The 23,712-nt window shown below is 60.3% G+C and carries 21 protein-coding genes; 9 read left to right on the top strand and 12 right to left on the bottom strand.

The features are described from left to right. Positions 1-10: 10 nt before the first annotated feature. Together H9S92_RS09520 and ade are read right to left on the bottom strand one after the other, a co-directional pair. Positions 11-1,141 carry a DNA polymerase III subunit gene (locus tag H9S92_RS09520; RefSeq protein ID WP_187466479.1) on the bottom strand — a complete coding sequence of 377 codons (1,131 nt, stop codon included), beginning with the start codon at positions 1,139-1,141 and terminating at the stop codon, positions 11-13. 408 nt (positions 1,142-1,549) lie between these two features. Continuing rightward, positions 1,550-3,199 (bottom strand): adenine deaminase, encoded by a 1,650-nt coding sequence (ade, locus tag H9S92_RS09515; protein WP_187466478.1) that lies wholly within the window; start codon positions 3,197-3,199, stop codon positions 1,550-1,552. A 320-nt stretch (positions 3,200-3,519) separates the two neighbouring features. Between ade and H9S92_RS09510 the strand changes: the two genes are divergently transcribed. Next, positions 3,520-4,803: a zinc metalloprotease gene (locus H9S92_RS09510; RefSeq protein ID WP_187466477.1), complete on the top strand. Its 1,284-nt coding sequence runs from the start codon at positions 3,520-3,522 to the stop codon at positions 4,801-4,803. Continuing rightward, entirely contained in the window at positions 4,800-5,459 is a 660-nt protein-coding gene (locus tag H9S92_RS09505) for an SDR family NAD(P)-dependent oxidoreductase (RefSeq protein ID WP_187466476.1), read from the top strand. Before H9S92_RS09510 ends, H9S92_RS09505 begins: the two co-directional genes overlap by 4 nt. 29 nt (positions 5,460-5,488) lie before the next feature. On the opposite strand, the gene H9S92_RS09500 is transcribed toward H9S92_RS09505, so the two are convergent. Both H9S92_RS09500 and H9S92_RS09495 read right to left on the bottom strand, forming a co-directional pair. Continuing rightward, positions 5,489-7,258 carry a T9SS type B sorting domain-containing protein gene (locus H9S92_RS09500; RefSeq protein ID WP_187466475.1) on the bottom strand — a complete coding sequence of 590 codons (1,770 nt, stop codon included), beginning with the start codon at positions 7,256-7,258 and terminating at the stop codon, positions 5,489-5,491. Between the two features lie 300 nt (positions 7,259-7,558). Next, the gene (locus H9S92_RS09495) at positions 7,559-7,888 is read right to left on the bottom strand and encodes a DUF2853 family protein (protein WP_187466474.1); all 330 of its coding nucleotides are present in this window, start codon (positions 7,886-7,888) and stop codon (positions 7,559-7,561) included. A 263-nt stretch (positions 7,889-8,151) separates the two neighbouring features. Here H9S92_RS09495 and H9S92_RS09490 point away from each other — a divergent pair, with 263 nt between their 5' ends. Genes H9S92_RS09490 through H9S92_RS09480 form a run of 3 tightly spaced genes read left to right on the top strand, consistent with a single transcriptional unit; the run spans position 8,152 to position 11,310 of the window. Then, positions 8,152-8,916, top strand: coding sequence for a hypothetical protein (locus H9S92_RS09490; protein ID WP_187466473.1), 765 nt, complete (start codon positions 8,152-8,154; stop codon positions 8,914-8,916). Further along, complete coding sequence (locus H9S92_RS09485) at positions 8,909-10,165, top strand: DUF4350 domain-containing protein (protein ID WP_187466472.1); 1,257 nt, start codon at positions 8,909-8,911, stop codon at positions 10,163-10,165. Before H9S92_RS09490 ends, H9S92_RS09485 begins: the two co-directional genes overlap by 8 nt. 35 nt (positions 10,166-10,200) lie before the next feature. After that, entirely contained in the window at positions 10,201-11,310 is a 1,110-nt protein-coding gene (locus H9S92_RS09480) for an AAA family ATPase (RefSeq protein WP_187466471.1), read from the top strand. Positions 11,311-11,359: 49 nt separating this feature from the next. On the opposite strand, the gene H9S92_RS09475 is transcribed toward H9S92_RS09480, so the two are convergent. Together H9S92_RS09475 and H9S92_RS09470 are read right to left on the bottom strand one after the other, a co-directional pair. Continuing rightward, positions 11,360-11,968: a ribonuclease HII gene (locus tag H9S92_RS09475; protein WP_187466470.1), complete on the bottom strand. Its 609-nt coding sequence runs from the start codon at positions 11,966-11,968 to the stop codon at positions 11,360-11,362. 74 nt (positions 11,969-12,042) lie between these two features. Further along, on the bottom strand, positions 12,043-12,594 hold the full coding sequence (locus H9S92_RS09470) for a pyridoxamine 5'-phosphate oxidase family protein (RefSeq protein WP_187466469.1): 552 nt from the start codon (positions 12,592-12,594) through the stop codon (positions 12,043-12,045). 326 nt (positions 12,595-12,920) lie between these two features. On the opposite strand from H9S92_RS09470, the gene H9S92_RS09465 reads away from it, so the two are divergent. Beyond that, the gene (locus H9S92_RS09465; protein WP_187466468.1) at positions 12,921-13,733 is read left to right on the top strand and encodes a DUF937 domain-containing protein; all 813 of its coding nucleotides are present in this window, start codon (positions 12,921-12,923) and stop codon (positions 13,731-13,733) included. Between the two features lie 139 nt (positions 13,734-13,872). On the opposite strand, the gene H9S92_RS09460 is transcribed toward H9S92_RS09465, so the two are convergent. The 3 genes from H9S92_RS09460 to H9S92_RS09450 form a co-directional block, all read right to left on the bottom strand. Next, complete coding sequence (locus H9S92_RS09460) at positions 13,873-14,160, bottom strand: Sec-independent protein translocase subunit TatA/TatB (protein WP_222936044.1); 288 nt, start codon at positions 14,158-14,160, stop codon at positions 13,873-13,875. A gap of 213 nt (positions 14,161-14,373) precedes the next feature. Further along, positions 14,374-15,321 (bottom strand): isopenicillin N synthase family dioxygenase, encoded by a 948-nt coding sequence (locus H9S92_RS09455; RefSeq protein WP_187466467.1) that lies wholly within the window; start codon positions 15,319-15,321, stop codon positions 14,374-14,376. 134 nt (positions 15,322-15,455) lie between these two features. Continuing rightward, positions 15,456-16,496: a gliding motility protein GldB-related protein gene (locus H9S92_RS09450; protein ID WP_187466466.1), complete on the bottom strand. Its 1,041-nt coding sequence runs from the start codon at positions 16,494-16,496 to the stop codon at positions 15,456-15,458. A 202-nt stretch (positions 16,497-16,698) separates the two neighbouring features. On the opposite strand from H9S92_RS09450, the gene H9S92_RS09445 reads away from it, so the two are divergent. After that, positions 16,699-17,466 (top strand): porin family protein, encoded by a 768-nt coding sequence (locus H9S92_RS09445; RefSeq protein ID WP_187466465.1) that lies wholly within the window; start codon positions 16,699-16,701, stop codon positions 17,464-17,466. A gap of 14 nt (positions 17,467-17,480) precedes the next feature. Here the strand turns inward: H9S92_RS09445 and H9S92_RS09440 are convergent, their stop codons facing one another. Continuing rightward, complete coding sequence (locus tag H9S92_RS09440) at positions 17,481-18,977, bottom strand: hypothetical protein (RefSeq protein ID WP_187466464.1); 1,497 nt, start codon at positions 18,975-18,977, stop codon at positions 17,481-17,483. A 209-nt stretch (positions 18,978-19,186) separates the two neighbouring features. Further along, the gene (locus H9S92_RS09435; protein WP_187466463.1) at positions 19,187-20,407 is read right to left on the bottom strand and encodes a hypothetical protein; all 1,221 of its coding nucleotides are present in this window, start codon (positions 20,405-20,407) and stop codon (positions 19,187-19,189) included. A gap of 301 nt (positions 20,408-20,708) precedes the next feature. Between H9S92_RS09435 and proS the strand changes: the two genes are divergently transcribed. Both proS and H9S92_RS09425 read left to right on the top strand, forming a co-directional pair. Continuing rightward, the gene (gene proS, locus H9S92_RS09430; protein ID WP_187466462.1) at positions 20,709-22,178 is read left to right on the top strand and encodes a proline--tRNA ligase; all 1,470 of its coding nucleotides are present in this window, start codon (positions 20,709-20,711) and stop codon (positions 22,176-22,178) included. Between the two features lie 7 nt (positions 22,179-22,185). Next, positions 22,186-22,713, top strand: coding sequence for a class IV adenylate cyclase (locus tag H9S92_RS09425; RefSeq protein ID WP_187466461.1), 528 nt, complete (start codon positions 22,186-22,188; stop codon positions 22,711-22,713). Between the two features lie 221 nt (positions 22,714-22,934). Here the strand turns inward: H9S92_RS09425 and H9S92_RS09420 are convergent, their stop codons facing one another. Next, positions 22,935-23,699 carry an alpha/beta fold hydrolase gene (locus tag H9S92_RS09420; RefSeq protein WP_187466460.1) on the bottom strand — a complete coding sequence of 255 codons (765 nt, stop codon included), beginning with the start codon at positions 23,697-23,699 and terminating at the stop codon, positions 22,935-22,937. Between the last annotated feature and the right edge of the window lie 13 nt (positions 23,700-23,712).

Genomic DNA, 23,712 nt, shown 5'->3' with positions numbered 1-23,712 from the left:
TCCAGTCCACTTAGGCGGCGGATTTGGGCCGGCGAATGATTTGGTGAATGCGGATGCCGGCGTCGAGGAACAGGATTTTGGGATTGGCGTTCCGTTCGACGTATTCCGAGCATTCGCTGAGGAGGGTGGTAATATCAGCCAGCTGTTCGTGATCGATCAGCGGGAGCATCTTCCGGGCGCTTTCCAGCTCGTCGGCGGGCAGGCGAACACGCTCGGCGGCACCGTCGCTGACGCTGAGCACGAGGAATTCCCGCCAGAAGTGGAGGGCGTAGCGCAGGAAGTGTTTTTGGTTTTCGCGGCCCAGGGAGGCAAACTCGTCGGTCCACTCCGTCAGGCGGGCGGCACTGCCCAGGAAGCAGGCGCGCATCCAGGCCAGGAAGCGGGGTCCGTGGCTGGCGGCTTCGCTATCGGCCAGGGTCAGGGCCAGGTTAAAGTTGCCATCGGCCAGGCGGGCGGCGGCGGTGGCACGCACGGGGCTCACCCCCCGGGCCACGAGGCCAGCGCTCAGCTCATCCGCCGTCGGCGGAGCCAGTTTCGTAAGCTGGCAGCGGCTGAGGATCGTGTTGAGGATGAGTTCGATACGTTCGGTAACGAGCAAAAAGACGGTCCGCTCGGGCGGCTCCTCAATCATCTTCAGTAAGCGATTGCCTTCGTTGCCGAGGTACTCGGGGAGCCAGATGAGCATCACCTTGTAGCGGCCCTCGAAAATCTTGAGGTGGAGCTTACGCAGGATGTTGGCACAATCCTCGCGGGTAATGTTGCCCTGTTTATTTTCGGCCCCAATGCGTTGCAGCCAGTCGTTGGCCTCTTGGTAAGGTGTTTCTTCCAGGGCTTTGCGCCACTGCGGCAGAAAGGTATCGCTGGTAACCTTGGGGCCGATGGTGGGGAACGCAAAATGAAGATCGGGATGGACGTAGCCGCTGGTTTTGCGGCAGGCCTTGCACTGTCCGCAGGCACTATCCCCCTCCGCGCCCTGCCGGTTTTCGCACAGCATCAGGGTGGCGATGGCCAGCGCTGCGGCCAGTCCTCCCCCGCCCGGGCTCGCCAAAAGCAAATTGGCGTGGGGCAGCCGATCAGCCGCAGCCAACTGCCGCAACTGCAAAAGCCCCGGAGGCTGGTGAAGGAGATGGTCAAAGTGCATCGGCTAGTCGTCAGAAGGGGATAAGACGCAAGTAATCCTTTCGGTACGCAGCCAAAATGAGCGCCGTACGCCAACGAAACCGGTAGATACCGATGAAAGCCCCGGGGCATTGCCCGGCCAGCTTTGACTCCCCTTGCTCTGCGGTTCCTTTCCTGGCACCTGCGGCCGCGCCCGAACGAAAAACCCGGGGATACGACAACAAGGCTGGCCCGGAAACCGGGGCAAAAACTATGGTTCAACCTTCCGCAGAAGGGATCAATTTTTCGGTTGGCCCGCAGGCCGCTACCGGAACCGTTTCCGAACGGGAAAACCTTGGCTCCGCAGACAAAAACAGCGCTACCTGTTTTCATCCCGGTCCAAAGGTACTACTAAAATGCTAAACATGGAACGCCGCCCGGCGGGGTTTGGTCAGGGGAGCTCCCACAGGTCGGTGAGGGAGAAACTGCCTGCGTCAAAAAGGCCCCGGTCGCTCATTTTCAGGGCGGGAATTACGAGGAGGGCCAGGAAGGAGAGCGTCATGAAGGGCGACTGCAAGCCGCAGCGGAGTTTGCGGCGGGCGAAGCCGGTGAGTTCTCCGTAGCGGGCGGCCACGCGGGGGCCCGTATCGTCGCTCATGATGCCCGCTACGGGGAGGGGCAGCACGAGCAGGTGCTCATCACGGCCGGCGGCAATGCCTCCCTGGCTGGCGATGACGGCGTTGGCGACGCGGCACATGGCTGCATCGTCGGTACCCACCACTACGATGTTGTGGCTATCGTGGGCGACCGAGGAGGCGATGGCTCCGCGCTGCAATTTCATGCCCGTGACGAAGCCGATGGCCGGCGGAGCATCGGCGTAGCGGTTGATGACGGCAATCTTGAGCAAGTCGCGTTCGGGTGCCGCAACGGGGCAGCCTTCGGCATCGCAGACGGGCGCGAGGAGTTGCCGGCCGGTTAGCAATTCACCGTCGAAAACCTCAATCACGCGCAGGCGGGCACCCGGGGGAGCGGGCGCGACGGCAAAATCAGCGGGCGTTTTGGGCGAACAGTGGAAGCGGTTGACGGGGGCCGAGCGGTAATCGGGCAGGTTGTGGTGGCCGGCTTCGGCAACGAGCTTACCGCGCAGGTAAGTGGTCATCACCGCCTGGTGTTGGAGGTCGTCAATCTGGATGAAATCGGCGGGGTCGCCTACGCGGAGTTGGCCGACGTGGAGGCCGTAGTGTTCGATGGGGTTGCGGCAGGCGATGCGCAGGACGTTGAACAGGTCGTGGCCATCCCGCAGGGCGCGCTGCACGATGCGGTTGATGTGGCCGGCCATGAGATCATCGGGGTGGCTGTCGTCGGTACAGAACATGAGTTGATCGGGGAATTCATCGATCAACTCGTGGAGGGCGGCGTAATTGCGGGCGGCGGACCCTTCGCGGATGAGAATTTTCATTCCGGCGGCGAGCTTATCACGGGCCTCGGCGGCGGAGACGCACTCGTGGTCGGTGGTGATGCCTGCGGCAGCGTAGGCGGCGGCTTCGGGACCGCGCAGGCCGGGGGCGTGGCCGTCCACGGGTTTGCGGCGGGAGACGGCGGCGGCGATTTTGGCCAGCAGCTCGGGGTCGCCGTGCAGGACGCCGGGATAGTTCATCACTTCGCTCAGGTAGTGGATGTCGGGCCGTTCGAGGAGGCGGGTTACCTCCTCCACGCCCAGGGTGGCACCGGCCGTCTCCCAGGTGGTGGCCGGCACGCAACTCGGCGCGCCGAAGTGGATGTGCAGCGGGGAATGGGCGGCGTTTTCCAGCATGTACTCCACCCCTTCCATGCCCAGCACGTTGGCAATCTCGTGGGGGTCGGAAACGGTGGCCACGGTGCCGTGGACGACGGCGAGCTTGGCAAATTCTACTGGCAGCAACATGGACGACTCGATGTGCACGTGGGCATCCACAAACCCGGGCAGGATGTACCAGCCCCGTTTATCGCGCTCCGGGTCGCGGTCAATGGCGGCAATGGTTCCCGCCGCGTCAATGGTGATGACTGCGCCGTAGATCTCGCGGCGGTCCAGATCGACCAGGCGGCCCTTGACTTGTTGCATGCTTGCGTTTTTTAGGGGAGGTAAGGTAGGGGAAAGCAAGCCAGTCTACCCAACGGAAAATGAGTACCGGGAAAGGCCCGCTTTCAGCAGCGACAGAAAAAATGAATGCTTAACTGCCGGGCCATCTGAGTCTGGTTATTCACCGGACCAAAAGATTTTCCTACGGAGGGGCACGCCAAAACCGCTGCCAACCAGTGGAAAAGCGGGGCATTGCGTAGCTTTGGCACTAAGGATTATTTCCTTCGCTGACTGCTTAGCCCTGGCGGGAGGTCACCCTGTTTACGTTTTTTGCCCGCCCGGTGCATCATTCCCCCTTCGCCATGTCCCCAAAGTACCTTTCCCTGGCCCTGCTCTTAGTCATGGTCATTGCGGCTTGCAAAGCCCGCCCCACTACGGGCGATGCCAAGCCGGCGGGCGATTTTACCGTAGTCCGGTACGAAGCATACCGCCCCGATGATGTGCGCCGCCCCACCGATTTTCAGTTTCCCAAGGAAGCCCGTCCCCGGCCCGAAGACTACCAGCCAGACACCGCCCACCTGGGCTTTTTTCCCGTGCGCTACCTCCGGGTCAATGTCCACATTATGAATACGACGGACACCCTCTACCCCTACTCCGGGGAAGCAGGGGCCAAGTACGCCCGCGACGTGATTGAACAATGCAATACCATGCTCCGCCGCCGCCCGCCCATCTGGCTTTCGCCCGATAGCACTGAGCTGCCCGCCCTGCCCCGGCAGCTACAATTCCACCTGACCAAAAAGCCCGGCACGGAAGAACACGCCATTTACGAGCATTACGACGACGACTTATACTGGTACCTGCACACCGGAAAAAATGCCAACCGGTCAAGTACGGAAGTCATCAAAACCTACGGCATCAATCTGGATAGTGAGCTCAATTTCTTTGCCATGGGGCCACCGCGGGATAGTTTTCTGAGCAAAAGCTTCCGCATCAGTGGTACGGCGGGCATTTACCTCGGCGACGCCATCAAAGTCTCCGGCTGGCTGGCCCGCCAGCGCCCCCCCTGGGAAATATCCCCCTTGCTCAACCACGAAGTCGGCCACGCCCTCGGGCTCCAGCACGCCTGGCTGCGCAGTGACGGCTGCGACGATACGCCCCCCCACGCCAACAAGGCCTGGTCTTTGCCCGATAGCGAACGCGGTCCCGGGAAATCCAGCAATAACCTGATGGACTACAGCAACCGCCAGGAGTCCCTCACCCCTTGCCAAATCGGGCGCATGCACGCCCGCTTGAGCGACATCCACAGCCGGGCCCGCAAGTGGCTCTTCCCCACCTGGTGCACCTACCGGGCCGACCGCCCCCTGGAACTTAAAACCGACCTCAACCTGGAAGGAGCCCGGGACCTCGACGCCGACATCTTCATCCGCCGCGGCGCCACCCTGCGCATCAACAACCGCCTGCACCTGCCCCAGGGGGCCGCCATCCACGTAGACCCCGGTGGCCGCCTCCTTCTGGGCCCCGGTGCCATTATCCACAACGCCTGCGAGGAAACCTGGGGCGGCATCCGCGTCGGTGTCAGCGCCACCGGAGCCCGCGGAGAAATTGTCGCAGATCCCGCCGCCGTACTGCTCAACGAAGCTCCATGAAGCCCCACATCCTCATCACCGGGGTAAGCAGAGGCATCGGCCGCGCCTGCGCTGAACACTTCGCCGCAGCGGGCTGGGACGTAAGCGGCGTGGCCCGCAACGCCACCGCCTTGGCCAGCATGCAAGCCCAGTGGCAACGGGACTATCCTGACTCCCACTTCTGCCCCATCGCCGCCGACCTGGCTACCCCCGCTGGCCGCGCGGCCGTTCCCCCGTTGCCCTACGACGTCATCCTCCTCAACGCGGCCACCTACACTCCGGGGAAATTGCTGGATACCACCACCGATCACTTTGCGGAACTGCTCGAACTCAACGTCCTGGCCAACCACCACCTGGCCCGCCTTCTCCTGCCCCCGCTCATCGACCGGGGCACGGGGCACCTGGTGGTCATTGGCTCACTGGGGACGGACACCTGGCCCGGCAACATGACCGCCTACCTGGCCACCAAGTACGCCCTGCGCGGGCTCTTCCTCGGCTGGCAAAAGGACCTGGCCCAGAGCGGCATCCTGGCCACCCTGGTTGCCCCCGGTGCCACCCTGACTTCCAGCTGGGAGGGCGAAACGCCCCCCGAAAACATCCTCCCCGCCACCGCGGTGGCACAATTGGTATGGGACGTAGTGGCCCGGCGCACAGCGGGAAGAATTGTGATTGCCTAGTGTGCCAGGTGGCCCGGAGAAAATTGAGGTCAGCGGATGAGATTCACCACCCCGGTCCGCAGCCGCTCCGCTCCGTTGGCCGTGCGGTAGCGCAATTGGTATAAGTAGGCACCGCTGGGGAGGGGCTGTCCGCTCCGGTCGCCGGACCACCCGGCAGTGGGATCCTGGCTCTCGAACAATAGCCCCCCCCAACGATCAAAGACGAGCAACGCATAGCCCTCACTTTCCGGGAGGCTGGAGAAAAAAGGTTGGAAAACGCGGTTGGCGGCCTCACGGGCGGATGGGCTGAAGGCATTGGGCAGGTACACCTCGGTGGGTGGAGCGACGCAAACGACGTTGGAACGAAAGGCCTGCGTGGCGACAGGGACTGCGCTGGCGGGAAGAAAACGGGCAATGATGAGGTAACAGGCCATGCCCTGACCGGGGTCGAGAGCATCGGCGTAGCTCGTCCCCTCAACGTCCATCGCTATCGGTTCGAACACAGCACCTGCGGCCGCGCCCGCATCCGCAACGATGGCCCGGTGAATGTCGTAGGATAAGCTCCCCGGCAAGTTGTTGACGAGGGGCGACCAATTCAGCAAATTATTGCCGGGGGCAAGCGCGCGGCCGGAGAGGAAGACGGGTTGTACGGCGTTGGTGGTCACTTCGCGGCCACAGGCATCGGCCAGGCGCAGGCGCAGTGTTTCGCCCTCCGCCAGGGGTGCAGGAAGGGTGGGCAGGGTCAGTACCCCGCCGCTACCGAAGATCGTTCCGGTGAGGGGAATTTCCGTGGTCCGGTTCCCACTTTGCCCGAGGAGCGCCGAAAACGCGTCCAGGGCCGTGGGGCTGGCGGGCTCGGCGTAGCGCAGGAGTACGCTGCCGTCGGCCTCAAAAGATGCGCCGTATAGCGGAAAATCGCGGATGGGCTGGGTGATGTTAACCGTTTGCCGGAAAACCGTTGAGCGCGCGCGACCCAGGCCGTTGGCCAAAACGGCCTCCACGTAAAAAGCCAGATCTTCGCCATCGTTGGCGTTGCGGTAGTTGATGCTCGTCGCATCCGGTGGGAAGGTGCCCGCCGAGACCGCCGCCGCACCATCTACGGAAACGAAAAGCTCTAAAGCCGTGGCGGGCAGGTAATTGGCGCGCGCGGCCTGGTCGATCTGTAGCGTAATGTCGGATCCGCAGCCCGTTCCGCCCGCCCCCGTCAGGTCCATGGGCCGTACGATCGTGCCCTGGGGGCTGTCGTTGCCGCACGGATCAATCGCCACCAGCCGGAACTGCCGCGTTGCCGGGGCCGGGTCGCTGGCCAGAAAGGGCAGGCGGAATTCGGTGGCACCGCTGACGGTGGCCACAAAATCGATGCTGTTGGGCGTTACCTCCAGCACGTTGTACCCACTCACTTCGGGCGAGCGGGAAGGGAGCCAACTGAGCACTATTTCATTGCCTTCCACCCCGGCGAACTGCACCACGGGCGTCAGGGGAATCAGGTTATCGAGGGTATCGCTGTTGATGACGGCCTGGCCGGGGCAATCGTAGCGGTAGCGCAGAAAATAGAAGCGCATTTGGCCAGCGGGGTTGGGGTCGGCGTATTCGGTAGTGGAGGGGTCCGTCAGGGCCGCCAGGAGGGTGTAAGGCCCGTTGCGGTCGGTAGCCGTCAGGATCTCCGTTGCCTGGAAGGGGCCGCAACCGCTGGCCACGTTGTTCCAGCGCAGCACCTCCGTGCCGGCGTCGGAACGGGTGCAGAGGAAATCCGGGGCAGCCACCTGGGCGGCCAGACTGGTGAAGACCAAAAAGCCAATTAGAAAGAGCAGCGGACGCAAACGAAATGGTTTCAGAAAATGTGCACGGGAAGAAAAACCGGGGCAAATGGCAATACGCCTTGCCAGTTTTCAGAACGCAAGACCTGGCCCTTCGTTGTCCAAAAGGAGCTTTGCCAGCGCTTATTTTTTCCGTTTCGCTTGTCGCAAGTAGCTATTTGGGCGCGGCCGCAGGTGCTCCCCCCCGGCCCCCCAAAGGGGGGAGTCAGGATAAAAGAGCGGGGTTTTGCTGGCCCAAAACCAGCAGGGCCCGGCGGAACTGATCCGTCGGGCCCCGGCTGTTGTGTTAAACTGCTGCCGCGCTTAAGCGTAGACGCTTTCCTTGCCGAGCTTTTTCACCACGAGGTAGTAGAACACGGCGCGGTGCTTGGTGCGCTCGGTGTACATTTCGCAGACGGCTTTCACGGCAGCATCTCCTTCGCCGGCGGCAACCCCAAGCTTCTTGACGCAGAAGTTGGCGCACACCCGCTCCAACTCCGAGGGCTGGCTGCAGGCGACCTTGTTGCCGTCGTTGTTGTAAATAGATGGTCCGAGACCTTTGGTGACTTTACGCAACAGTTCCATGTCGGCCTTAGCGTCAATGGCTTTGAGGGCGGCTTGGTAGGTAGCCAGCTTCTCATCAAACTTACTCATAGGTATGTGGGTTTATGCCCGCCACCACCGGCGGCTAAGGCGTGATTTAGTGAAGATTCCGTAGCAATAATGCGAAAAATTTGCCACTTCGTATGTTAAGCCGACATAAATACCGAAATAAGGTGACGGAAACGCGAAAGGACAGGCCGAAACGACCTTTGGGGTTTATGCCGCTCCGTGACCGCGCGCCGACGCGGCGGGTGGAATTCTTTACGCCAGTACCTACACAGAGCGGCGCGGTGATTATCTTGGCGGCTGATATAATGACCCTGCTAATCCGCTTTTACCGTCCCCTTCGTGCACGCTGGCCGTTTCCGGTTGCTGGCCGCCTGGCCACCGTAGCGCTTCCCCTGGTGATGGCTTTGGCCATTTTCCCGGCTTTGAGCGCCCAGAACAGCCCCAGCCCCGCCTTCCCCACCGATCGTCACCGCGAACTGATGGAAGACATCAGCTTTAAACCCATCGAGGTGGACGAAGCCGCTGAGCCCGCAGAAGACCCTTTCGAGTGGACGGACTTCAACTGGAAAATCGACCTTTCCGACAATGCCACGCTTTTCATCGCCCTCCTTTTGCTCCTGGCCCTGGGTCTGTTGATCTTCCGGATGCTGGGCGACATTGAGCTGCGCAAACGCACCCAGGACGCGGCACCAGATGAGCGCATTGACATCAACAGCATTGAGGAAGAACAGCTCGTGGCCGCTGGCGTATCCCTTTCCCTGCTCGAACGGGCCGAAAACGCCGGGCAGTTTGACCTGGCCGTGCGCCTGCACTACATCCAGTTGCTCAAGGAGCTTCAGGACGGCAAACTGATCAAATACCGCCGCGACTTCAGCAACCGCGACTACCAAAACCAGCTGCGCCGCTCCGATTTCCTGGCCGACTTCCGCGCCGTTACGGCCGATTACGAGCGCTTCTGGTACGGAAAATACCCCATTGATCGCCTCAGCTACCGCCTCGTGCAGCGTAAGTTTTCCGTGCTGAACCAACGTATCCAGACGGCCACCACAAAACCTGCCGACTATGCTTAAGCGCGCACTCTGGTACGGTATCGTGGCCCTGGGCCTCCTGAGCTTCTACGGCTGCCCCTCCGATTGGTCGGAGACTTACCGCATCAAGAAGAAAAACCCCTACGACCTTTACGTGCTGCACCAGCTACTGAGTGCACGCCCCGAAGGCCTGATAACGATCGAGGACAGCCTTTCGATCCTCAACAACGTCAGCGCCCCCAAAAGCAATTATGTCTTTGTGGGCAATTACGCCTACTACAACGAACGGGCCATTACGGAACTCCTCGCCTTCGTAGAAAAAGGCAATACGGCCTTCATCGCCACCCACGAACTGCCGGAGGACCTGGCCGCCCACCTTTTTGGCAACGATTGTTATTACGGGGTGTACGATTACCAGGCCGACCACGACAACTTCCTCTATCTCGATACCGCCCGGCTCCGGGTCAGCGCCGGCACCCAGGAGTACGAACTGATCCAGGTCTGGAACAACCGCCCCAGCCCGCGGGCCACCTATTACATTCAGGAAGAATACCTCTGCGACCCGGAGATCGACAACGAAGCGCTCGGGACCCTCAATGCCGGGTACACCAATTACGTACGCCTGAGTTGGGGAGAAGGCAACTTCTACTTTCTTTCCACCCCCATCTTCCTGACCAACTACTTCCTGGTAGACTCCGCCCGCTACGGGTACGGTGCGGACGCCCTGGCCGTCCTGGGCGATGGCCCGGTCTACTGGGATGAGTTCAGCCGCGTCCCTCCCAGCGTAGCCCGGCAGCGTGATCAGCAAACCCAGCGCAACCGCAACTACAGCGGAGGCCGCAACCTGCTGCAAGGGAACGAAGCCCTGCGCTACATCCAGGAACAAGCCCCCCTGGCCCTGGCCTGGTATACGCTGGTGGCCGCCGCCATCCTCTTTGTGCTCTTCCGGGGCAAACGCCGCCAGCGCATCATCCCCATCATCCGCCGTCGCGAAAATTCCAGCAAGCGCTTCATCGACACCATCAGCCGCCTGGTCTACCAAAAAGGTAACCACAGTGCCCTGGCCCGCCAGGAACTGGCCAGCCTCCGCTTTTACCTCCAAGACCGCTTCGGAGTGCGCTGGAAAGAAGACGAACCGCCGCCCCTGAACCTGAGCGAACTCATCGGCGCGCCACCCGAAGTGGCCAAACTGGCCCTGACCGAGATCCGGATGGCCCAAAAACAAAAATTCCTTGGGGAACACCAGCTGGTAAGGTTCTACCGTGCCATCGAACCATTGTACAAACTCTAAGCCCTACCTTGGGCACCCCGCCAACCCACGCTACCATGCTTGACGAAGAAAAAAACCAGGAAAATAAGGGCCCGGAAAGCCAGCCCGAACGCGACAGCTACGAGACGCCCCTCAGTGCATCCCTCGGCGAACTCATCACCGATGCGCCCAGCCCGGACGACGAAAGCACCAGCACCTTGCCACCCAAAGACCGGATCGACCTGGAGGAACTGCGCGCCGCCGCCGTGGCCGTGCGCACTGAAATCGGCAAACTCATCGTCGGGCAACGGGAATTTATCGACCTCCTCATCGCTTCCCTGCTGGCCGGCGGCCACGTCCTGGTCGAGGGCGTTCCCGGTATCGCCAAAACCCTGACCGCCAAGCTGCTCGCCAAAACGGTTCAGGCCGACTACGCCCGCATCCAGTTTACCCCCGATTTGATGCCCAGCGACGTCACTGGCACCACGGTCTTCAACATGGCCAAGTCAAGCTTTGAATTTACCAAAGGGCCCATCTTCAGCAACATCGTCCTGATCGATGAAATCAACCGCGCCCCCGCCAAAACCCAGGCCGCGCTGTTTGAAGTGATGGCCGAGCAGCAGATCACCGTGGACGGGCACACCTACACAATGGAAGACCCCTTCTTCGTCATCGCCACCCAGAACCCCATCGAACAGGAAGGCACCTACCGCCTCCCCGAAGCCCAACTTGACCGCTTCCTCGTCCGGATCATCATCGACTACCCCAACCACGAAGAAGAAAAGGAAATACTGTACCGTTTCCGCGGAGATTTCCGCCAGGTCCAGCAAGCGGAAGTCCACCCCGTTTTCTCCCGGGAGCAAATCGCCCACTACGGCCGCCTGATTGAAAAGGTAATCATCCGGGATGAATTGCTGGATTACATCGCTTCCATCGTGCACCGCACCCGTACCCATCCCGATCTCTACCTCGGTGCCAGTCCCCGCGCCTCGCTGGCCATCCTCCGCCTGGCCAAGGCAGTAGCCGCCCTCGCTGGCCGCGACTTCGTAACTCCGGACGACATCCAGCAGGTCGCCTACCCTGTCTTAAACCACCGCATCATCCTCACCCCGGAACGGGAAATGGAGGGCTTCGGTGCCAAAGACGTCATCCAGGAAATCCTGCGCGGCATCGAGGTGCCCCGCTAGCCGGTACTGCGCTGACCAACCGTTCCCGCAGCAGTATTTCCCGCACGTTTCATTCGGCAAACAGACTGTACTGTTGCCCGCCCTTCAGCAAGCGGAAGCTTTTGCGGTGGTGTTCCGTCGCACCGTAGGCCAGGATCGCGGCCCGGTGCTTTTCCGTGGGGTAGCCCGCATTGCCGTCCCAACCGTACTGTGGGTAGCGGTCGTTGAGCGCCCGCATGTAAGCATCCCGGTGGGTCTTGGCCAGGATACCCGCCGCCGCAATGCTCTGGAATTTGCCGTCGCCTTTGATCACGCACTGGTGCTCCACCCCCGGGTATGGGATGAAAAATTTGCCATCAATGAGTAAGAAGTCCGGGCGAACCGCCAGCGCATCGAGCGCCCGGTGCATGGCCAGGTAGCTGGATTTAAAAATATTGTGCCGGTCAATTTCCGCTACGCTAAAGCTGGCAACGCTCCAGGCCAGAGCCTCCGTTTCAATGCTTTGCCGCAGTGCGTCCCGCTCCTCGGCGTTGAGTTTCTTGCTGTCGTTGAGTTCGGAATTGCTGTAGCCCGGGGGTAAGATGACGGCGGCGGCAAATACCGGCCCGGCCAGGCAACCCCGGCCGGCTTCATCACAGCCCGCTTCTACGCGGTGGGGTTCCAAAAACGGCAACAACATAATACAAGGAGTAAGGGAGTAAGGGTGGAAAGAAGGAAAGGAGTGATGGCTGCGTCCAGTTTTGGGCGGCCGGGCTATTCCGGTAACGGGAGGCCAGTTGGTTGGCCGTCTACGCTCACCAGGTTTTTTTCTTCCCAGTACGCGGCCAGGGTGCCATCGGCCTCCTTCTTATTGGCCCAGTCGGAGAGCAAACGCCGGTCCTCTTGAAAATCGAAGTAGGGCACGGCCATGCCGCAGCTGGTCTGTACCAGTTCAATTTTCAGGTCAAAGATCTGCCGGGCACCGGGTTGCTGCGGCAGCTGTGCGCTGAGGTCCTCCCAGTCCGCATCCAGGCGGTGTACCGTCCTGGCCGTTCCGTAGGCCCTGAGGATAAGTGGCGGCCCCGCAAAAGCGCACCACATTAGGGTCATTCGCCCGTTTTCCAGAACGTGGGCGGCCGTCTCGTTGCCACTCCCCGTCACGTTGAGCCAGCAGATGCGGTCGGGGGCCAGCACCCGCAAACTGTCCATCCCTTTCGGAGAACAATTGACCCGGCCAGCGGCGGGCGCGGTAGCCACAAAGAAAATTTGCTGGGCCTGGATGAAGTCCGTAAGCCGCTGATCCAACCGGGGAAATTGCTTTGCCATTGGCCGAAGGTAGGCATTTTTCACCTTCCTCCTGCCCCCGCCAAGGGTATGAAAAAAGCCATACCGAAAAGTGGGCGTCCTGGTTCGTTTTAACACTTTCTCCGCAATCTTTATTTGGAGCCGCCCGTTCCCCCTGTGGGTTCTATTTTAAGGCTACGTTTTAACTCACGAAAAAAATTGGGAAGCCATAAAACTTCCTTTTGTCACCGGGTCTGCCATAACCCGAAACCCATATAGAGTAGTTTGAATCTTTTTGCGACAAACCGGACCAGTTCGGGTTTGTCGCTTTTTATTGGGGATTGGTCCAATTGCCCTACCTTAGCGGTATGGACTTAACTCAATTACTACAGCAACAACTCTCTCAGCAACTCACCGGCGGATTCATCGATCAGATTTCCAACCAGCTCGGTGGCGTGGATAAGAGGCAAACCGCAACGGCGACTTCCGCCATTCTCAGTACCCTCATGGGTGCCTTAGCCCGCAATGCTTCCACTCCGGACGGAGCCGCAGCGCTTTCCAATGCCCTGGAAAAAGACCATGACGGCAGCCTGCTGGATAACCTCGGCGGCCTCCTTGGCGGTGCCAGCGGCGGCGGACAAGCCGGCGGCCTGGGTGGTCTGCTGGGCAGCGTCCTCTCCAGCGCAGCCAGCGGCAACCGCGGTGGAGCCGGCGGCGGCCTGGGTGGCATGCTCGGCGGCCTCCTCGGCGGTGCCATGGGCGGCGGGCAGGGCCAGCAACCCGAGATCCCACCCCAGTTCCGGCGCACCCTCAACGGCGGCGGTATCCTCGATCACATTCTCGGCGAGCAGAAAGAACAAACCATGCAGGAGGTCAGCAAGACCAGCGGCCTTAGCTTGGATAAAATCGGTCCGCTCATGACCATCCTGGCACCCATCGTAATGGGTATGCTGGGCAAAACCAAGCGCGAAGCCGGCCTCGACGCCAGCGGGCTCGGTGGTCTGCTCACCGATTTCATGCTCAAGCCTGGCGCTACCAACCCCTCCACCGGGACCAGCAGCGGCGGCGGCTTCCTCGGCAACGTCGCTGGCCAACTCCTCGACCAGAACGGCGACGGCAGTGCGGTTGACGACATCATCGGTATGGGCACCAAAATGCTCGGCGGCTTCTTCAAGCGCTAGACCAACCCTCTCAGCGGGAAACGACAAAGCCCCACGACGCAAGCAGCATCGTGGGGCTTTGCTCGTAAAAGACTTTACCCGGCACCTGCGACCGCGCCCCTACCCACGGCAGAAACACGGGGCGCACAGCGCCGAAGAATTACTTTTCTTCGCGGGTGATGAAGGCCTCCTCGCGCTTGCGCTGGGCTTCCCGCTCGCGGAGTTCGCGGAGTTCGCGGGCGTCACGCTCCCGCTGCTCCTCTTCGCGCATACCGTCCTGCAGCTCCTTTTCAATGGTGCCTTTGGCAGTATTGAACTCCCGGATGCCCTTGCCGATGCCTTTCATGAGCTCGGGAATTTTTTTACCGCCAAACAGCAGCAAAATGGCGAAAAATACCACGAGCATCTCTGGCCCGAGGAAGTTGAATAGCAGCAAACCCTTGATCATGTTGGATATTTTTTGTCGATAGCACCACAAGCGGGCATCGGGATGATTGGTACACGAAACGCTAACAAAAATACGGCGAATCCGTGGAATGGATGGATGGGACGGGGCAGAATATTTACGCGAAGCGGAGGCAACAAAATTGGGGCGCGGCCGCAGGTGCCAGGGCCTGCTCGCCAGCGAAGTGCCGGGAAAGCCTTCGCCGGAGTGGACGCCTTATTTCTTCAGTCCGATCTCCCGCAGGCGCTCGTCCAGGTACCCCCCGGCGGTAATCGGGGGGTAGTGCACGGGGTGCTCCGCCGTCACGCACTGCTCGAGTACCTCCAGGCTCATTTCCGGGCGGGGGTGCAGGAAGAAGGGGATACTCAGGCGGGGCAGGTGCCACTCCTCGCGGGGGGGATTGACGACGCGGTGGGTCGTAGACTTCAGGTAGTTGTTGGTCAGGCGCTGGAGCATATCCCCCACGTTGATCACAATTTCGTCGTTTTCAGGGACGATCTCCAGCCACTCTCCGTGCTGATTCTGGAGCTGCAAGCCACCCGCACTGGCCCCCACCAACAAGGTGATGAGATTGATGTCTTCGTGCTGCTCCGCCCGGATGGCACTGGCGGGCTCGCTCGTGATGGGCGGGTAGTGAATGGCTCGCAGGATGCTGATGCCATCTTTGGTATAGTGGGCAAAGTAGTCTTCGGGCAAATTCAGGTGAATGGCGATGGCCCGCAGCAACAAGTTGCCTTTGGTCTCAAAAGCCCGGTAGAGCTCGCGGCCCAGGGTCATAAATTCAGGCACTTCCGCCACTTCCGGATTGCGCTCCCCGGCGCTCATGGCTGCCGTTTCCTGGCCAATCTGGAAAAACTCCTTCAAGTCGGCCACCTGGCTTTGCTTGGCCTTTTCTTTCCCGAAGGAGGTATAGCCCCGCTGCCCGGCGGCACCGGCAACTTCGTACTTCCGCTTGGTGTCCGTATCCAGCGCGAAGAAGCGCTTGGCCGCCACGTAAAAGTCGTCGATGAGCACCTTAGGGATGCCGTGGCCGGTAACCCCTACGAAGCCGATGCCGTGGAAAGCATCACCCAGTTGCTGGATGAAGGCCGTGCGCGTTGCGGCGTCACCGTGCTCAAAATCGGAGAGATTGACGAGGGGAATAGTACGGGAAGCGGTTGTCATGTCGAACTGATTTTAATGCGGGCAAGATACGCCACACCCGGCGGCTTGCGGTTGGGGGAAGAAAGCCAACCCTGGTTATGGTTCAACCCTATAACGGCGGATCAGCGGCCAAGGTTGTCTTGGGGACGCCCGGGCTAACGGGGTTTGTAGCGGGCGGCAGCCAGGATTTTTTGCCCGTCTTCCTCCGCCAGCAGTTCTTCCATCGTTACGTCGGGATTGGCCCGGACGAAATCTTCCACAATCCGCCTCCCCAGGTAGTTGACCGCCTGGCCGGGGGAGTCGGTGGGCATTCCCGGCGTAGTCGGGGCGGGCTGGGTGAGTTTGCGGATCAGGTCGGCCTCCGTGGCGTAGAGCAGGTTTTCTTTCTGGAGGTGGGCGTAGATGGAGACTTCATTCTCCCGAAGCCACTCCATCTGCGCCGCCGTCACTTCGTGGAGGATACTGTCGGGCGTGGCCGGCAAGACCTTATCCAGTAAGTACAGTTTTTTGCCTTCGTAAATCAGGTAGTCGATCAGGCTGCCGCCACGGGGCTGGGGGAAGTAGTCTTCAATCACTACGCGCATCACCTTCTCGGGCAGGTGGGCTGGGGTGTAGGTGCGGGCGAGGTAGCGCGAAAAGATGGCCTCCCGGGCGTCAATGCGTTGGTAGTTGTAGTCGGGCCCGAGGAAAAAGTCGAGCCCTACGCCCAGGTTACCATCGCCGTACAGGAAAGCGGCCAGCTCAAATTGGGCCAGGTAAAAAACCAGGGTATCGGGCTGGGGAGCGGTGGGCAGGTAATAACGGTAGTAGCGCAAAGCCTGCAAAATGGCCTCCCGCTGGGCCTCAATCTCCGCCGGCGGAAACTGTGCGGTGCTCGCCGAGTCGATTTCCGTGATGAGGGGAAAGGTAAGAAAGGCCTTCATGATCTCCAGTTGCTCGGCGGGGCTAAAATCACCACGCCGCAAGGGGATGATGTGGGTAAAGTAAACGTTGGCGAATTCTCCGAAGCGATCTCCTAAGGCAGCAATACCACCGGCCAGGTCGTTCGTATCCAAAGCCATCAGCGCGCGGTCGAAGCGCAGTACTTCCAGGCTCGCAGGCACGTCGCTCACGTCGGGCGGCGGAACTTCGTCGGGCTGGCAGGCGCTCAGGCTAAGCAAAAGAAAAAGACTCCAAAGAATTAATTTTGCGTTCAAATTCATAGTTTTCAAAACACCGGACCGGCCGGTTCGTTTGAGTAAAGGCCCGGGAAGTAATCCCTCACTGTGGCAATCGCGTCTTCGTAGCAGCGAGTAACCCGCTAAGTTCAGCGGGTGTTTCGTCCGGGCCGGGCGCACAAATCAACGACGTCTTTACGAAAACGTCCTAACTTACCATCTACATCAACCAACGCACCCCATGTCTAAAAATTTCAACCCTATGCGCAGCCTGCTCCTCGCCAGTGCATTCTTCTTTTGTGGAATCCTTTCGGCTCAGTTCGCGGGCGACCTCAAATTCGGCATCCAGGTCAGCCCTACCTTCAGCGGTATGAACGCCAGCGATAACCTGATCAACCGCGACGGCACCAACCTGGGCCTCAAGCTCGGCGTATTGGGAGAGTACTACCTTAGTGAAACCTACAGCGTCCATACCGGACTGGGCTTCCACTTCAACACTGGCGGCACGCTGTTCTACGAAGACCGTTTCGAGCGGGTCAACATCTGGCAAGAATCGCTGGACGGTACGCTGGCCAACGTCCCTGACTCTATCGCGGGAGGACTGAGCTACAAGTACGATCTTCAGTTTCTGGAAATTCCGCTGGGCTTGACGCTCCGCACCCGGGAGTTTGGCTACATCCGTTATTTCGTGCGGCCAGCCGTCCATTTAGGTATCCTGACCCAGGCGCGGGGAAGCATCAAAAATGCAGGCTTCATTAATGATTCAGAAACGTTTGACCTCAGCAAAGACGTCAACTCTTTTAACCTCAGCTGGAGCCTCGGCGCGGGCATTGAATACAGCGTTTCCGATAATACGGCCCTGATTGCGGGCCTGGCCTACCAAGCCGGCTTTGCGGACCTTACAACGGACAAAGGAACCACCGTCGTCCCCTCCGGCCGTAACCCACGGGAGGACGACAGCAAGGGCCGGGTTAACGTTTTGGTCATCACCCTCGGCATCATGTTCTAGCGGGCAGTTTTGCCTCAAAAGCCCCGGAAACCCACCGTAAGCAGGGCAGTGAGGCGGCTTCGGTCCGTATCCACGATGTTGCCGTCAAAGGCAAACGTGCGGTAAGGGGCGTAGAAGCTGTTGTAGGCCTCGTAGCGGACCGCCGCATCAACGAAGAATTTGCCGCTGGCAAAACCCACGCCGCCGGAGTAGTTCAGGTGCGCCCCGTCTTCGTCGTTGCGCAGGTCCACCATCGGCAGTTGGCGGTAGCCCACTCCCGCCCGGAATTGGAAAGGTTTGACGTTGACTTCCCCGCCTACGCGAATGCCCAGGCTACCGCCCAGCGTAGCGTCAATGTCGTCGTTGGTGGGCTCATCCGCCGTAGCAAAGTCATCGAAGCTGAAAGAATTGCCCGCGAAGTTGGAATAATCTGCATCGACACTGATGAAGCCACTGCGACCGATGATGTAGCCCAGCCCACCCATGAAGCGCCAGGGCGTCTGGAGGTTGATGGCAGATTGGCTCAGTGGGCTCAGGCCCGTGCCCCCCTGGGCCACACCATTATCAGTGTAATTGTACTCCAGCGTGGTGAAGTACACCTCATCGATGGTCCAGAAAGTCGGGCTGTGGACCGCTGCACTGATGCGCACCTCCGGCGCGGGCAGGTAGACGAGGCCGAACTTGAAATTCACCCCCGTACCGGTCATCTCCAGCGTCTCGTCAAAGCCAGCATTGTCGAAGAAAGTGATTTCATCCCGGATGTCGCGCTCGTCGTAAGTCTTCGTTTCGGTGAAATTGACGAAGGGAATGCCGAGGGTGATACCCCAGAGCAGGCTTTCTCGGTAATTGCCCCCGGCACCGATGGCAAACTCATCAAGTCCGCCCCGACGCTCCACCCTGCCCTCGCGGTCAATCTGCCCGCCGGCACTCGATTCCAGGTCAAAATCAGAGAAAAAGCCCAGTTCATCTTCCTGAATGGCGTTGGGAATATCAAAGATGAGGTCGGCCCGGAAGGGATCAGAGAAGCCATCGTTGAGGTCTTCCACAATGGCGTCTACCACACTTCCTCCGCTTCGTCCCCGGTAAACGATGGTTTCGTTGAAGTCGGCCAGACGCGTGAGGCCAATGCCGAAATTAAAGGTGGAAAAATTGATGGAGCGTGTATCGCCCGCCCAGATGATGCCTGCGCTGGGTACCATCACGCGCGCCTGGCTCTCCCGCAGCGGAGCATTGCCCGCCCCGTTCAGTTGGCTCTCAACGCCCGTAAGCGAAAAGCCCGGAGTAATCTGGAAGCTGCTGTTGCGGTTCCAGCCAATCCCCGCCGGGTTGGTGTGCAGAGAAGTGTAATCCACCCCGATCGCACTCATGCTCCCGCCGGTGGCGGCAAAGCGGGCAGTACCCAGTGGGAAGGTATTCCCGAAACGAATGGCATCTTCCACCCGGGCGGGCAGTACGCGCGGGACGATTTGGGCGGAGAGTTCCACCGCGCCCAGCAAACAGATGAAGAGGAGGGAGAGAGAATATTTATGCATGGCGATGAATGGGGGGACTAGGATGGGAGGAAAGACATCGGCTAAAATACGGCTGAACGGGTCGCTAGGTTCAACCATCCGCTGCGGAACGCCGCCGCTTAAGAATACTTTAACCGCTAAAAAACGGCAGGGGTGGAAGCTGCGCTTCCACCCCTGCCCAGGGTTTCTTGGAAATAGACCATTGGTCAGCTTCCATATTTCAGTAGTGCTTATTCGCCACCGCGTCCGCCGGAACGGCTGGGCGTACCACTGGAGCGGCTCGGGCTGCTGGAACGGCTCGGCGTAGCACTCCGGCTGGGAGTGTAGCTACGGCTCGGCGTTGCGGAGCGGCTGGGCGTGTAGCCCCGGCTGGGCGTTACGGAGCGACTGGGAGTAGCGGAACGGTTAGGCGTGTAGCTCCGGCTGGGGGTAGCAGAACGGCTGGGGGTGTAGCCCCGGCTGGGCGTCACCGAACGGTTGGGCGTAGCCGCAGGGTTGGGGGTGTAGCCCCGGCTGGGCGTAGCGGAACGGCTGGGCGTTGCAGACCGGGTCTGGTTGGCAGAAGGACGAACCGTGGTGCGGTTTTGGTCAATGCGGGTTCCGGTAGAACGCGTTGAGGTGGGGCGATTGCTGGCAGTGGGGGTTACTGCACGGCCAGTGGTGCTGCGGTTAAGTGCACTTTTCTCTACGGTAGATGTATTGATCTGGCGGGCCTGCGTGCGGCTGATGCGATCGGCGATGGAAGTTGTCTCGGCGCGGGGGCGCGTCGTCGTATTCCGGTTGTTGTTTACCACTACGTTGGTGGTGTTGTAGACCACGCCACCGCCAAAGGTGGGAGGACAGTAGTAGGCACTACCAACACCGAAGGCACCAACGGGGCCACCAAATGCACCGAAGTTGTTGCCCCAGCCACGGTTCCAGGAGTTGCCCCAGCCGTTGTTCCAGGAGTTACCCCAGCCACGGTTCCAGGAGTTACCCCATGAGTTGAAGCCGATGGGGCGTCCCCAGGCATCGAAAGCACCGAAGCCAGCGTAGGGATTACCAAAGCCGACGTTGATCAGGCGCGTACCGAATGCCGTCCGCACGGGGCGGTAGAAGCTGCCGGTGTTGTAGATCAGTACGGTGGTTGGCCCCTGGCGGTAGAAGGGGTCGTAGTAACCCGCATCAATGTAGTAAGGGTCGAAGTAGTTAAAGTTACCAACGGGGCGGCGGAAACGGCGGATGCGGCTGCTGTAGTAGTAGTCGTAGGTATCATCAGCGTAGGTATAGCTTTCGTCATCGTAAGATTGGTCGCTATAGTCCTCGTCGCTGTAATAGGTACCGGAGTACTCATTGCTCTGAAAGTCGTCCGGGTTGTAATAGACATCGTCGTACTGCGCCGAAGCGGGGACGGCTACGAAGAGTAAGGCCAGGAGGCCGAGTAGGGAGGTGAAATAATTTTGCTTGCGCATGATGATGGTAGATTTATCGTAATCCGTGAGTCTGCCACTTATTACAAGGTCGAAAGTAGTACTTTTGTGCCTTCCTTTTGGTTAAGAAGGCCTTAAAGCCGTCGTATTTTGACGTTAAAGCGCCGGTACGACTAAAAAAAGCCTGCTCCAGGGGGAAGAAAAGCTTCTTTTTTGCGCTGACGCAGGTTCAATGATAAGACTTTAAAAGCAAAGTTGGGTAAGCTCCCCTGCTATTTTTGTCTTTTCCCGGCACCTGCGACCGCGCCCTTATAAAACGTTGAAACACAAGCAAAAGTTTAGTATGGCCAGTGCCGTTACCCCCCGCAACGAAGATTATAGCCAGTGGTATCTGGACATTGTAAAGAACGCCAACCTGGCCAGCAACTCCGCCGTGCGGGGCTGTATGGTCATCAAGCCCTACGGATTCGGGATCTGGGAGCGGATGCAGCGGCAACTTGACGACATGTTTAAGGAAACGGGCCACCAAAACGCCTATTTCCCGCTCTTCATCCCCAAATCTTTCCTCAGCAAGGAGGCTGCCCACGTGGAAGGCTTCGCCAAGGAATGTGCCGTGGTGACGCACTACCGCCTCATGAATGCCCCCGACGGCAGCGGGGTGATTGTGGACCCCGAGGCGAAGCTGGAGGAGGAACTCATTGTGCGACCCACCTCCGAAACCATCATCTGGAACACCTACCGCGATTGGGTGACGAGCTACCGCGACCTTCCCCTGCTCATCAACCAGTGGGCCAACGTAGTGCGCTGGGAGATGCGCACCCGCCTGTTCCTCCGCACTGCCGAATTCCTCTGGCAGGAGGGCCACACCGCTCACGCCACCGCAGAGGAGGCCCAGGCGGAGACTTTGCAGATGCAGGAAGTGTACGCCACGTTTGCGGAAGAGTACATGGCCATGCCCGTCATCCGGGGATACAAAACAGAAAACGAGCGCTTCGCCGGGGCCGACAATACCTACACGATCGAAGCCCTGATGCAGGATGGCAAGGCACTCCAGGCGGGCACCAGCCACAACCTGGGCCAGAACTTTGCGAAGGCCTTTGACGTAAAATTTGCCAACAAGGACAACCAGGAAGAATACGTCTACGCCACCAGCTGGGGCGTTTCCACGCGCTTGATCGGGGGCCTGATCATGACGCACTCCGACGACGAAGGTCTCGTTTTGCCCCCCCGGCTGGCTCCCATTCAGGTGGTCATCATCCCCATCCCCAAGCCCAACGAGGCACTGGATGCCAAAGCCGCTGAACTGCTGGCCGCCTTCAAGGCCCGCGGGGTACGCGTCAGCTACGACAGCGACGACACCAAGCGCCCGGGTTTCAAGTTTGCCGAAAACGAACTCAAAGGCATCCCCGTCCGCCTCGGCCTGGGGAGCCGCGACCTCGAAAACGGCACCATTGAAGTGGCCCGCCGCGACAACAAGACCAAGGAAAGCCAACCCCTGGAAGGCATTGTGGACCACGTGGTAAGCCTGCTCGACGATATCCAGAATAATCTCTTCCAGCGGGCGCTGGACTTCCGGACGGCCCACACCCACCACGTCGATACCTTCGAGGAGTTCGAGGCCATTCTGAACCGCGACATTCCCGGCTTCATCTACGCCCACTGGGACGGTACCACGGAAACGGAGCTCAAGATCAAGGAAATGACCAAGGCTACCATCCGTTGCATCCCCAACGATGCCCCCGAGGAGGCCGGCAAGTGCATCCTGACGGGTAAGCCCAGCCACCGGCGCGTCATTTTCGCCAAGGCATACTAAGAGCACCGTGCAAAAACACCTGGTAGAAATTAAGGCCCGCACCCACCGCAGCGCTGAACAGCGAAAGTTGCTGCTGGCCGGGGGTGCCGAATTCCGGGGAACTGACCACCAGGTTGACCATTACTTCCACGTACCCGCTGGCCGGCTGAAGCTCCGCCACGGCACCATCGAACAGAGCCTCATCTTTTACCAGCGGGCCAACCAGGCCGGGCCGAAAGACAGTGCGGTATCTCTGACGGTGCTGCCCGGCGAGGCGGTGGCCCAAAGCCTGGCCGCTACCCTGGGCCGGGCGCTCGGCACCTGGGTTTGCGTGGATAAGCGCCGCGAAATTTTCTTCATCGGCAACGTGAAATTTCACCTCGACGAAGTTTTAGGCCTGGGGCATTTCCTGGAGATTGAAGCCATCGGGGAAAGCGCCGCCGAGCGGGAGACCCTCCTGGCCCAGTGCGAAGCCTACATGGCCTACCTCGGCGTAGCGCAGGAGGAACTGGTGGAACGTAGTTACAGCGACTTGTTGGCGGAGCGGGGGGAGTAGCGTGCTGGTGGGGCTGGAGTACGGATGCGGGGCATCCTCCTGCGGGAGGTCCCCGAAGTACGGATGTGGGGCATCTTCCTGCGGGAGGTCCCCGGATTGCGGATGCGGGGCATCTTCCTGCGGGAGGTCCCCGGATTGCGGATGCGGGGCATCCTACATCCGGGGTTATTCAGGTTCGACCCCTACCGGGGTCAGGGGGATTGTTGGGCGCTTAAGTTTCGTTATTCGGCCAGGAAGTCGTTGACCCAGACCTGGGTGGCTTCGGGTTGTTCGGCGTGGACCCAGTGGCCGGCATTTTCGACCGTCGCCAGTTGGGCGGCCGGGAAGCGTTCGAGGATGTCTGCCCGGTCTTCTTCGCGTACGTAGCCGCTTCGCCCGCCGCGCAGGAACAGGGTAGGACCGGAAAAGGTGACGCCGGGGCTGCCGACGCTGCCAACCAGCTTATCGTACTCCCGGAAAATGGCTGGCAGGTTCATCCGCCACTGGAAGCCGCCGCCGGGCTTGCGGGCCAGGTTTTTGAGCAAGAAAAGCTGGACCCCGGGGTCGGGGAGGTGCCTGGCGAGTTGTTCGGCGGCTTCGGAACGGTCGGACAGCGCAGCGGGATCGAGGGTTTGGAGGGCGGCGAAGATATCGTCGTGCCCCCGGCGGTAAGCCCGGGGGGCAATATCGACCACCACCAACTTTTTAACCAGGCCGGGATAAGTCAGGGCCGTATGCATGGCCACCTTCCCGCCCATGCTGTGGCCCAGCAGGTAGCATTCATGGATGTCCAGCGTTTCGAGGAGGTGAGCGACGGCCTCGGCCATCGTGTCGTAATCCATTGCTTCGGTGTGCGGGCTGCGGCCGTGGTTGGGCAGATCAACCAGGATGACGCGATAGTGTTGTGCCCACTCGCGGCCCAGAGTCTGCCAATTGTCGAGCATCCCGAAAAGGCCGTGGAGAATAACGAGGGGCGTGCCTTCGCCCATTTCTTTGTAGTGTAGCATGGTTGGGGATTTT

The sequence above is a fragment of the Neolewinella lacunae genome (assembly GCF_014349155.1).
Taxonomy (GTDB): domain Bacteria; phylum Bacteroidota; class Bacteroidia; order Chitinophagales; family Saprospiraceae; genus Neolewinella; species Neolewinella lacunae.
Note: the sequence above shows the minus strand (reverse complement) of the source record. Positions and strands in the feature narration are given on the sequence as shown.

Coding starts and splice junctions, on each gene's coding strand:
- H9S92_RS09480 (WP_187466471.1), top strand. CDS start 10,201: ATGCTTGACGAAGAAAAAAACCAGGAAAATAAGGGCCCGGAAAGCCAG.
- H9S92_RS09510 (WP_187466477.1), top strand. CDS start 3,520: ATGTCCCCAAAGTACCTTTCCCTGGCCCTGCTCTTAGTCATGGTCATT.
- H9S92_RS09520 (WP_187466479.1), bottom strand. CDS start 1,141: ATGCACTTTGACCATCTCCTTCACCAGCCTCCGGGGCTTTTGCAGTTG.
- H9S92_RS09440 (WP_187466464.1), bottom strand. CDS start 18,977: ATGCATAAATATTCTCTCTCCCTCCTCTTCATCTGTTTGCTGGGCGCG.
- H9S92_RS09455 (WP_187466467.1), bottom strand. CDS start 15,321: ATGACAACCGCTTCCCGTACTATTCCCCTCGTCAATCTCTCCGATTTT.
- ade (WP_187466478.1), bottom strand. CDS start 3,199: ATGCAACAAGTCAAGGGCCGCCTGGTCGATCTGGACCGCCGCGAGATC.
- H9S92_RS09485 (WP_187466472.1), top strand. CDS start 8,909: ATGCTTAAGCGCGCACTCTGGTACGGTATCGTGGCCCTGGGCCTCCTG.
- H9S92_RS09470 (WP_187466469.1), bottom strand. CDS start 12,594: ATGGCAAAGCAATTTCCCCGGTTGGATCAGCGGCTTACGGACTTCATC.
- H9S92_RS09465 (WP_187466468.1), top strand. CDS start 12,921: ATGGACTTAACTCAATTACTACAGCAACAACTCTCTCAGCAACTCACC.
- H9S92_RS09495 (WP_187466474.1), bottom strand. CDS start 7,888: ATGAGTAAGTTTGATGAGAAGCTGGCTACCTACCAAGCCGCCCTCAAA.
- H9S92_RS09475 (WP_187466470.1), bottom strand. CDS start 11,968: ATGTTGTTGCCGTTTTTGGAACCCCACCGCGTAGAAGCGGGCTGTGAT.
- H9S92_RS09460 (WP_222936044.1), bottom strand. CDS start 14,160: ATGATCAAGGGTTTGCTGCTATTCAACTTCCTCGGGCCAGAGATGCTC.
- H9S92_RS09420 (WP_187466460.1), bottom strand. CDS start 23,699: ATGCTACACTACAAAGAAATGGGCGAAGGCACGCCCCTCGTTATTCTC.
- H9S92_RS09490 (WP_187466473.1), top strand. CDS start 8,152: ATGACCCTGCTAATCCGCTTTTACCGTCCCCTTCGTGCACGCTGGCCG.
- H9S92_RS09445 (WP_187466465.1), top strand. CDS start 16,699: ATGTCTAAAAATTTCAACCCTATGCGCAGCCTGCTCCTCGCCAGTGCA.
- proS (WP_187466462.1), top strand. CDS start 20,709: ATGGCCAGTGCCGTTACCCCCCGCAACGAAGATTATAGCCAGTGGTAT.
- H9S92_RS09435 (WP_187466463.1), bottom strand. CDS start 20,407: ATGCGCAAGCAAAATTATTTCACCTCCCTACTCGGCCTCCTGGCCTTA.
- H9S92_RS09505 (WP_187466476.1), top strand. CDS start 4,800: ATGAAGCCCCACATCCTCATCACCGGGGTAAGCAGAGGCATCGGCCGC.